The organism is Bradyrhizobium neotropicale, assembly GCF_001641695.1.
Lineage (GTDB): Bacteria > Pseudomonadota > Alphaproteobacteria > Rhizobiales > Xanthobacteraceae > Bradyrhizobium > Bradyrhizobium neotropicale.
The window spans coordinates 126,456-136,488 of the sequence record NZ_LSEF01000059.1 but is presented as its reverse complement, the minus strand read 5'-3'; the positions used below and the strand labels follow the sequence as shown (position 1 = coordinate 136,488).

8 protein-coding genes are annotated in these 10,033 nt (G+C 62.5%); 4 read left to right on the top strand and 4 right to left on the bottom strand.

Going from position 1 to position 10,033, the window contains the following annotated elements:
- Positions 1-11 precede the first annotated feature (11 nt).
- A complete protein-coding gene (locus AXW67_RS20150; RefSeq protein WP_063675747.1) occupies positions 12-1,142 on the bottom strand; it encodes an IS630 family transposase in 1,131 nt (376 codons plus the stop codon).
- 38 nt (positions 1,143-1,180) lie between these two features.
- On the opposite strand from AXW67_RS20150, the gene AXW67_RS20145 reads away from it, so the two are divergent.
- The gene (locus AXW67_RS20145) at positions 1,181-1,462 is read left to right on the top strand and encodes a LexA family protein (protein ID WP_063675745.1); all 282 of its coding nucleotides are present in this window, start codon (positions 1,181-1,183) and stop codon (positions 1,460-1,462) included.
- A 402-nt stretch (positions 1,463-1,864) separates the two neighbouring features.
- Here the strand turns inward: AXW67_RS20145 and AXW67_RS20140 are convergent, their stop codons facing one another.
- The 3 genes from AXW67_RS20140 to AXW67_RS20120 all read right to left on the bottom strand — a co-directional run bounded on the left by AXW67_RS20140 (position 1,865) and on the right by AXW67_RS20120 (position 5,937).
- Positions 1,865-2,422, bottom strand: a complete 558-nt coding sequence (locus tag AXW67_RS20140; RefSeq protein ID WP_063679247.1) for a cytochrome P460 family protein — start codon at positions 2,420-2,422, stop codon at positions 1,865-1,867.
- Positions 2,423-2,724: 302 nt separating this feature from the next.
- Positions 2,725-3,159, bottom strand: a complete 435-nt coding sequence (locus AXW67_RS44185; RefSeq protein WP_063679246.1) for a hypothetical protein — start codon at positions 3,157-3,159, stop codon at positions 2,725-2,727.
- 1,212 nt (positions 3,160-4,371) lie between these two features.
- Complete coding sequence (locus tag AXW67_RS20120) at positions 4,372-5,937, bottom strand: winged helix-turn-helix domain-containing tetratricopeptide repeat protein (RefSeq protein ID WP_063679258.1); 1,566 nt, start codon at positions 5,935-5,937, stop codon at positions 4,372-4,374.
- Between the two features lie 593 nt (positions 5,938-6,530).
- On the opposite strand from AXW67_RS20120, the gene AXW67_RS20110 reads away from it, so the two are divergent.
- The 3 genes from AXW67_RS20110 to AXW67_RS20100 all read left to right on the top strand — a co-directional run bounded on the left by AXW67_RS20110 (position 6,531) and on the right by AXW67_RS20100 (position 9,998).
- The gene (locus tag AXW67_RS20110; protein ID WP_063679244.1) at positions 6,531-7,268 is read left to right on the top strand and encodes an outer membrane protein; all 738 of its coding nucleotides are present in this window, start codon (positions 6,531-6,533) and stop codon (positions 7,266-7,268) included.
- A gap of 225 nt (positions 7,269-7,493) precedes the next feature.
- On the top strand, positions 7,494-8,738 hold the full coding sequence (locus AXW67_RS20105; RefSeq protein ID WP_063679243.1) for an MFS transporter: 1,245 nt from the start codon (positions 7,494-7,496) through the stop codon (positions 8,736-8,738).
- 66 nt (positions 8,739-8,804) lie between these two features.
- Positions 8,805-9,998, top strand: a complete 1,194-nt coding sequence (locus AXW67_RS20100; RefSeq protein ID WP_063679242.1) for a M20/M25/M40 family metallo-hydrolase — start codon at positions 8,805-8,807, stop codon at positions 9,996-9,998.
- Positions 9,999-10,033 lie beyond the last annotated feature (35 nt).

The following is a 10,033-nucleotide window of genomic DNA, read 5'->3' as shown; positions in this document are numbered from 1 at the left end:
CTAGTGGTTCATCACAGTGGTTTTGACTCTTTGGCGGCAACTGGATAGGCGCGACCGAGTTTGGCGCGGGCTTTGTCGGTTGTGAACATCCATTTGATGCGGTCTCGCGCCTTGTTTCGCTGCCGTTGCCATGCTGCGATTTCTTTTCGAAGCCTTTTGGGATCGTCGATGCGACGGCCGAGACACTGGCGCTGCAGCACGCTGATCTCGCACTCGACCATATTGAGCCAGCTGGCGTGTTTCGGGGTGTAGTGGAACTCGAGGCGGCGCAGGATGCGACGGGCCTCGGCAGGCGCAAATGCCTGATATAGCGCGCCGGCCGTATGAATCGACAGATTGTCCTGCACCACACGGATGCAGGCGGCATTGGGATAGTGGACGTCGACGAGTTCGCGCATGCAGTGCGCGTAGTCGACCGCGGCGCGGTGGTCTGTAACCTTGACATTGCGCCAGCCGCGATGCGGATCGAAGGTGACGAAGAGATTGACGGTACCGTTGCGGCGATATTCGTAATCGTAGCGCTCGCGCTGTCCCGGTTGGGCAGGGATCGGCTGGCGTACCTCGCCGATCAGCTGGACTGGGGTCTCGTCGAAGCAAACCAGGGGCCGCTCGGGATCCGGCGCCTCGGCGTAGAGATCGAGCACATCCTCCATCCGGGCGACGTATTCGCCGTCGACATGAGGAATGCACCACATATCCCGGCGCCACGGCTTGAGGTCGTTGTCGGCCAGCCGGCGGCGCACGGTCTCGCCCGACAGGCTGGCGTGATCGGTGAGCTTGACCATCGCGTCGGCCAGCAATGTCAGCGTCCAGCGTTTGCGGCCGGCGGGCGGCTTGGCGCATGCCGTCGCCACCAGCAGGGCCTCTTCCTTGCCTGTCAGCTTGCGTTCCGCGCCCGGACGCGGCTCCTCACTCAAGGCCCGCTCCAGATTGCCTTCTACGAAACGGCGTTTGGTCCGGCCGACGGTGGAAAGGCTGACCCGGACGGTTCGGGCAATCTCCGCGTCGCAGCTGCCTGAATCGGCCGCCAGCACAATCTGAGCCCGTTTGAGTTTGCGGGCGGAATGCGTGCCGCCGCCGAGCATTGCCGTCAGTTCGTCCCGCTCGGCTTGGCTCAATTCGACCCGATAACGTACATTCATGCTTCGCCTCCTTGTCGGAGGCCGGGACGAATCCAGCTATGAGTCAAAAATCAGGCGCGCACTTCACCGAGAAGCAGGGACACTATCTCGCTTTCATCCATACCTACTCGTACATGTTCGGACAGCCGCCCGCCGAGGCCGACATCCAGCGGCATTTCCGCGTCAGCCCGCCGTCAGTCCACCAGATGATCCTCACCCTCGAACGCAACGGGTTCATTCGTCGCCAGCCCGGCGTCGCTCGAAGCATCGAGATCCTCTTGCCACCCGAAAAGTTGCCTATCCTCGGATGGCTCGGTATCAAAACGTCAAAATCACTGTGATGAACCACTAGTTGCCATCTAACCAAGCAATGTCGCTTATTGGCCCTTCGCGACATATTGCGCTGCCCACGAACCTGGTCGCTATCGGGACAAAGCGGACGTACTCTTCATCGGATCACTCTGCCGATTTATGGGTACACAGCCTGGTGCAAGGCTCGATTGTGAGCCGATAGGCGATCAGCTTGCTACCGTCAAAAACTTCTAGCGAGGTATTGCAGGCGGGGCAGTGATACTCGCCTTTCTCCCCGGGCTGCGATGATAGTTCGAGCCGTCGAAACCCAGCGCCGCACTCAGAACAGGTTACATCGCTCTTCTTCATGCGGAACTCCACCAGACTTCTCGACTGTGACTCCCAACCGCGATTGCATGCTCTTCCGCGGCACGGCTCGCGGTATCCGATACTCACCTCTTTCCGTATTCCGTGAAAACGTAGTCGCGGTTTTGCACCACCGTGTGGCACGCGAACCCGCACTTCGCGTCGTTCTCCTGCGGCGGATTGTCTGCAGTGGTGAAGGGCCTAAACGTATCGGACGCCGCGTCGTATGCGAAGGCAGCCCATCCCCATCCGCCGCTGTCCGCGAACCTCTTGCTGTCCTTCACCATGAAATCAACGTCATGCTGGACGCCCGGCACGGTCGGCTGACCGGGGTACGTCTCTTGCTTTTTCGGGCTCCAATGAATCTTCGCCATCCTGGCACCGTCCGGGAAGGGCTTGCCATTTGCGGGCACGCCTTCCTTGTAGGCGTCGATCATTGCCGCATTCCCCACGATTACGGCGATCAGGCCTTCGTTCTCGCTGAGCGCGATCACCGGCCAGTCCTCGTATCCCCTGAACTCGGAGAACGCGAGCCCGTTCGGGACTTGCACAGTGTACTTGTCCTGCGCGGAAATCGCGACACCAGCCGCCAGGGCCGCGATCGACACCGAACCACTTAAACCGATCAGCGTGCTTCTTTTCATTGTCGCATCTCCCTCATCCGGTCTGGCGGCAAATGACGATCGATTAGCTCGACGCATTGCCTTCTCCGCAGGTTCAGGACCGCGCCGACTATTGCTCACGAAGAATATCATACAGCGTGGATTTCGCGTTGCGAAAATCGGGCCGATGCCACGTTAAGGTGGATCGCAGGATGGGTTGAGCTCTTCGCGACCCCCGCGTTGCTCCACCCAACCTACGAGCCGGTATCCGTCTGCCGGCAGCGGCATTGATCTGCTCCGAGGCACGGCCGCCAGTCGACGAGATGCGCGCAATCTTCATATGATTACGACGAACATGAGCGATACATTTCTTGCAGTCGCCTTCCGCGCAGGAAGATTGTGCGTGGTGTTAAGCCCCCACGGTGAGCGATCCACCGTCGGACGGGCGCCGGATACATTGAATAGACCATTCGGGTCGCTCCGAAATTCGTAACGGCCCTGCCGCGGCGTCCAAAATCCCATGCCGCGTGAAAGGCAAGCTCCGCGTTGGGAGTCACGCAAATCCTGCTCGACGGGATAGTCCCCAGAACAATCGTGCAAGCCGAGGCGCAGAAGCCGCCGATGATTACGCGCTGGCCTGAAGCACGCAGCTTCTCATATCTGTATATGTACTTCCCGATTTGTCCGCCGCGATCGTCCGTGATCCACACGGCGGCATTGCTCGCGCGCGTTCCGATGACCAGAAGAGCCGCGGCAGCGAGCGCCATCGAGCGCTTCATGTGTTCCCCCTAAGGATGGAACGGCCCCGGCCAGCCGCGCTCGATCCTTTGGATCGACGCGCACTCGACCTTGATCCAGATCAACGAAGATGCGGACTGCTCAAAACCTGGCTCGTCTGTCTCCGGAGAGGACATCGACAGCCCGTGGGGCATCTGCGCGGACGAGCAACGAGGGCGGCACAGTGGTATGGGAATGCCTGCAAGCACGCCCTGTCCAAGAGCGACGAGATCGCCGAGCGAGCGAAGGCAGATGCGGGCGTTGCCGGATGAAGCGCGAGCCGCGAAGACCGAAGCCGCCATATCCCGATTTAGAAAGCCTTAAGGTCTCTCGTTCATATCGCGGGTTCGATGGTGCCATCGGCGCGGCGGATGCCCGGTACCGTCTGGATGCCTATCTACGCTCTCGAATAGAGCCTTCTAGCAAAGCCAGCGCGACCAACTGAAGACCTTCGGGGGGCCTGCCTCATGGGGCGGAGACGCGCGTCGACTTATCAAACCCAACGCAAGCTGCTGATTATTCGCGAATGGCGGCGCTGGCTTCAGGCTCAGTCGATCGATCGTGGGGCAGCTACCGCCCGCGATACGTTGAGCTTCTTTTGCGAACTAGAGGACAAGCGCTCGCCGCTCCTGAAATTCCAAGCGAGGGGGCGAGACAAGTGGGAAATCATCAACGGCTGGTTGCTGGCTTGCGGCCAGCATGGGGACGGACAATGCCCGCAGTCTTAGACCCGGAGGAGATTGTGGTCTTGGCCAACCACGGAGCGATGAGACTGCGCTCTGCGGTCGCGAGAGCGATGGCCTTGCTGCCCCAAGATCGCGATGTGGCGATAATCGTCCGAAAGGGTCAACTGTCGCAGTCGATCCTCGATTTCGAGCAGATCAAGGAGCTTGCGGCGCGGTGGGAGCTGGCGGAACAGCCCGTACCTCCGGGGACTGCTTCTCCGGGTCCGTAGCCATCATGCGGCTCGCTGCCGAACAGGAAACTTCCGGGCCCCCTTGAGGCGACCGAAGCGGTTCGACAGAACGGAAAGGCCAGATTCATAGCTCGCCCCGCGCCGTGGCGAGGCAGCTCATGGGATGGGTTAAGCTCTTCGAGAAACCCATCATCATCGCGGACAAATTGATGAGTTTCGCTTCCGCCTTCGCCCGTTGGGCTTCGGCGGACAAGTTGCTCCACCCATCCTAAAAGCTGCTGCATAGAGCGACCTCACCTCAATCCGGCAGACCCGCATCGCGGAGCGCTTTCGCAAACATCGCGAAGTCCTCCGGCCGGCGAAACGGCGTCAAATCTCTCAAGCTGGAAGCACTCAAGTCGGGATTGTTTTCGAGCGCCTGTGAGATGGCTTTGCGTGCCGGCTCCATCCGCCCGGCGCGAACGTTGCTGGCGGCATGGATGCAGATTGACAGCAGGAAAGCCGGGTTGTCGCGCGTTGCCTTTTCGGCGCATGACAGCGCGGCATCGTAACGGCCCGCCAGGAAATGAGCATAGGCCATGGCGCCGCGCGTGGTGTAGTACATGGACGGGTCAAGCGGACTTAGCCGCATGGCATGCGCAGCGTGCTCGAGTGCGAGGTCCGGCTCGCCTCTCCAGATTCTCAACCAGGCGCTGAGCATCCAGGCTCGTGCCAGGTTCGGATTGACAGCCAGTGCCCGATCGACGAAATCCGCGGCATCGTCGAACTCGCGGGCTAAAAAGGCGAGCGCGTAAGCTCCCATCGACAGGGCAAATGGATCGTCCGCTCCCAGATCCACCGCCTTGCGAGCCAATCGTATGGCCTCTGCGCTTTGCTGGTCGTTCGTCTCACCGAGCGCCTTGCGTCGAACATGGCACCACGCGGCCATGCCATAGGCGCAGGCAAGACGAGGGTCGAGCTCGATCGCCTTGCAAAAGAGATGCAGCGCTTCGTTGTTCGCCTGCTTGGACCAGCGAGCTTTCGCCAGCCCGCGCAGGTAATAGTCGTATGCGTCCAGATTTTCGGTTGGCTTGCGCCTGGCCCGCTTGATCTCCTCATGCTGCAGCTTCGGAGCGATCGCACCCACCACGCATGACGTCAGATGATCCTGCAGATCGAACATATCCTCGATCGGACCCTCAAAATGGTCCGCCCAGAGATGTGCCCCCGTTTCGGCGTCGATCAGCTGAGCCGCAATGCGAACGCGATTTCCGGCTCTGCGCACGCTGCCTTCGAGCGCATACCGCACGCCGAGCTCGCGGCCGACCTGCTTCACGTCCACCGGCCGCCCCTTGTAGGCGAAGCTGGAATTGCGTGCGACCACAAACAGCCAGCGAAACAGCGACAGCGCCATCGTGATATCCTCGACGACGCCATCTGCGAAATAGTCCTGCTCGGGATCGGAGCTCAGATTGGCGAATGGGAGCACGGCAATCGAGGGCTTATCGGGCAGTGGGAGGGCGACTATCCTCGCGTCTTGCTGGCCATGGATGGCCTCCAAAGGATCCGGCTTCTGTGCTTCCCGAACTGCTCCGACGAAACGGAAGCCCTTGCGCGGGAGCGTCTTGATCAGGCGCTGCGCTTCACCGCGGTCGCCGATCGCGGTGCGGGCGGCATTGAGGCGGGTCGTGAGCGCCGCCTCAGAGACGATGCGCCCTTTCCAAATGGCGTTCATCAGGTCGTCTTTGGTGACGACGCGCTCCCTGTTGCGGATCAGGTAATCGAGAATGTCGAAAACCTGCGGCGCAACGGAAACGAGATCAGCTCCGCGATGCAGCTCGCGCCGATCCGTGTCGAACACGTACTCCTCGAAGAGATAGCGCAATTGCCAATCCCCGCAGGCGACCTCCCTCAAGCCTCGGAGCCAATACTCGCGTTCGGCCCCGGGGAAATATGCCGCAGTGTTGAACGCGGGATAAGCGCTCTTTCGTTGATGCAGGTCAAAGGTGTTGGCGCCCGCCGAAGCTCGCATGGTCGCGGTCTTCAACGATTGGTGCTGCTTTGCCGTTCACTTGGTACGTTACGTTCGAGGTGCGCAAACGAGGTCTCTTGCGGAAGAAGGAGCGCAGCCCGCGCTCAACCAGAGCATTTGAGACCGAGACTGAAGCCAAGGCATTCGCACGCGCGAGATTGGAGGAAGGGCTGGTCGTCTTTGCCGGCACCCTCAATCCGCACCTGCCAAGGAAGCTGATCCATTCCCAAGGCATCGCTGACTGGCTGGCCGATGCGCGAGACCAATGCGGGCGCGTACCCTGACGATAAATAGCCAAGCGGTAACATGGGAGGGCTGCGGCCGATTGTTCTGCCCTGTTGCCATTATGGCACGCGGTTTCAGCGCTGTTTGCCTAGTTTTCCCGCACAATCTGATTTGAACAAACGTAACTGATCGTATCGAAAGCGCAGCTTGGGGATCCATCAATGAAGAAGTTTCTGATTGCCGGTGCCATAGCGTTGAGCATGGCTACTCCCGCCTTGGCGGCCGACATGGCGGTGAAGGCTGCCCCTCCGCCGCTTCCGATTCCCGTCTACAACTGGACCGGCTTCTATATCGGAGCAAACGGCGGCTGGGGCGAGAGCCGCAATTGCTGGGATTTCGCACCTGCCGTCGGCGCAGTTATCCCTGACGGGTGCAGCACGCGCTCGGGAGGCGTGGTCGGCGGTCAGCTCGGCTATCGCTGGCAGATGAACCAGTTTGTGTTTGGTCTCGAGGGCCAAGGCGATTGGGCCGATCTGAAGAGCTCCCGCGTCAGCGTGATCCGTCCCGCGTTTTCGACCACGACGAAGACGGACGGCATCGGGCTGTTCACGGGCCAGCTCGGCTGGGCCTGGAACTCCGCGCTGTTCTACGTGAAGGGCGGCGCTGCGGTAACGAGCAATCGATTCGAGGTCTTCACGAACCCCGGCGGGGTATTCGTCGCCTCTGCAAGCGCGACCCGTTGGGGCGGCGCTGTCGGCGTTGGCTTCGAATACGGCTTCACGCCGAACTGGTCCGTCGGCATCGAATATGACCGGCTCTTCATGGGCAACGCGAACAACTCGTTCTCTGTCGCCAATCCGATCGTTGCAGGCGCAGCCAATCGGATCGGACAGGACGTGGATCTTCTCACCCTGCGGCTGAACTATCGCTTCGGCGGCCCGGTGGTCGCGAGATACTGATTCTCGTAGCTGCAGATGCAAAAGCCCCGGTGCGTGCACCGGGGCTTTTCTTGTTGCCGCGCCAAACCTGCGTTTCGTGCTGACAGCGCAACGCTACGCCGCTGGTTGACGTAAGTCCCTTACCGCCGCACTCAATCCGGAATAAGAGACCTGCCCCTCCCGCCGTTGGCACCCCTCCCCCAATCGTGTAACCCCACCCAAACCCTCGCCGGGGACGAAACGATCATGACTGCGGTTGCCACGGATGAAGCGGGAGATGGCACCCGCGCGCTGATTCTTGCGCTGCTTGCGCTCGCCTGCGGGCACATGCTCTCGACATTGCTGCGCACCATTCCGGCGGTCAGCCTCGACCTGATGGCGGCGGATTTCCGCATCGAGCCGCAGGCGCTGGCGAGCCTCACCTCGGTCTATCCGTTCGCCTTTGCCGCGGCGCAGATCCCGGTCGGCGCGGCGATGGATCGCTTTGGCGTGCGGCCGGTGTCGCTCAGCCTGCTCGTGGGAACCGTGGTCGGCGCCATCGTCTCCGGCTTCGCGACGGGGCCCGAGAGCTTTGCGGCCGGGCAAGTGCTGCTCGGCGTCGCCACCTCCGGCATGCTGATGTGCCCGATGACGCTCGCTGCCAAGCAATTGTCGGCGGCGCGGTTCGGCCTGTGGTCGGGCGCGATCCTCTCGATCGGCAATATCGGCATGCTGCTGTCGTCGAGCCCGCTCGCCTTCGTGGTCGACCATTACGGCTGGCGCGCCGGGTTCTGGATTTCGGCGGTCGCCGGCGTCGCGGTGGCGTTCGCGGTATTCGCGCTGGTGCCGAACCAGCCGGCCGAGCACAAGGACGATTCCTCGCCGCTGTCGCAGATGATCGAGGTGCTTCGGCTCGGCTTCTCGCGTCCGCTACGCGGATTGATCGCGCTGGCGCTGGTGTCGCTTGCGACCTCGCTGGTGCTGCGCGGCCTGTGGGGCGGGCCGTGGCTGATGCAGGTCAAGGGACTGACGCGGGTCGAGGCCGGCAACCAGCTCGGCGCGTTCACGATCGCGATGATCATCGGCCCGCTTCTCATCGGCATGATCGATCGCAAGGTCGGCCGCCGCCGCGAGCTCGTGGCCGGCGCGCATCTAACCGGGGCGCTGCTGCTGGCGCTGATGGCGCTCGGCGCGCCGAACTACGCGGTCTCGTTGCTACTGGGGGTGCCCGTGATGCCGCCGCAATACGACCTGGTGCTGTTCGTGCTGATTGGCCTTGCGACTTCCGCCCAGCCGCTGCTGTTCGGCATGTCGCGGCAACTGGTCGACGCGCAGGTCGCCGGCAAGGCGCTCGCCGCGATCAACCTGGCCTTCTTCCTCGGTGTCGCCCTGATGCAGTCGACCACCGGCGCAGTGGCGGCGCTCGCGGGGCTGCCGGCGGTGCTGCTGTTCATGGCCGCGGCGCTGCTGTTGGGCTCGCTGATCTTCCTGGCCTATACGCGGTCGGTCTGAGGCGTCTTGCGAAATCAGGCGCCGCGGGAGATGCTGACGCGTACCAAGCATTCAAGGAAATAAATCATGCCTGTCGACACGCAAGCTGCCACCGACCGCCTCATGCGCTTCCTGTCTGTGGAGGGCGTGACTGGACAGGAAGCCGCGATCGGGCGCGAGCTTACCGCGGCGCTGAGAAAGGCCGGCGTGCCGGCGGGTGCAATCCGCTTCGACGACGCCAATACGCGCATTCCGCTGCCGACCGAGACCGGCAACCTCATCGTCGATCTGCCCGGCCGCGGCGCGCTGCACAACCAGCCGCGCATCATGTTCATGACCCACATGGACACCGTGCCGCTGTGCGCCGGCGCCAAGCCGAAGGTTTCGGGGCGCAAGATCGTCAACACGGTCAAGACCGCGCTCGGCGGCGACAACCGCTGCGGCTGCGGCGTGCTGGTGACGCTCGCCGCCGAGCTTGAAAAGCAGAAGCTCGATCATCCACCGATCACGCTGCTGTTCTGCGTGCGCGAGGAGAGCGGGCTGCATGGCGCGCGCCACGTCAAGCTGGAAGAGCTCGGCTCGCCGGTGATGGCCTTCAACTATGACGGCGGCTCGGCCTCCAACGTCACCATCGGCGCGGTCGGCGCGGATCGCTGGCATGTCGAGATCTTCGGGCGCGCCTCGCATGCCGGCGTCGCGCCTGAGCGCGGCATCTCTTCGACCATGATCCTTGCGCTGGCGCTCGCCGACCTCAAGGCCGGCGGCTGGTTCGGCAAGGTGGTGAAGGGCAAGCGCCAGGGCACCAGCAATGTCGGCCCCGTCACCGGCGGCGAGGGCCGCCCCGCGGGCGATGCCACCAACGTCGTCACGGACTATGTGCATGTGCGCGGCGAAAGCCGCAGCCACGATGCAAAGTTCTTCAAGGAGATCACCAAGGCCTACAAGGCGGCGTTCGAGAAGGCGGCAAAGCGCGTCAAGAACAGCGAAGGAAAGTCCGGCCGCGTCAAGTTCAAGGCCGAGACCGAATATCATCCGTTCCGGATGAAGGAGAGCCTTCCCGTGGTCAAACGCGCGGTCGCGGCCGTCTCCGCCGTCGGCGGAGCGCCGAACATCCGCGCCGCCAATGGCGGCCTGGATGCGAACTGGATGGTCCGCCACGGCGTTCCGACCGTGACCTTCGGCGCCGGGCAGAACGAGGCGCACACCATCGACGAATGGATCAACCTTGGCGAATACGACCGCGCCTGCGCGCTGGCACTGCAGCTTGCGACGATGCGGTGAGCTGCCTTGCGCTGCTCGCAGTTGCCGGTCAGCGC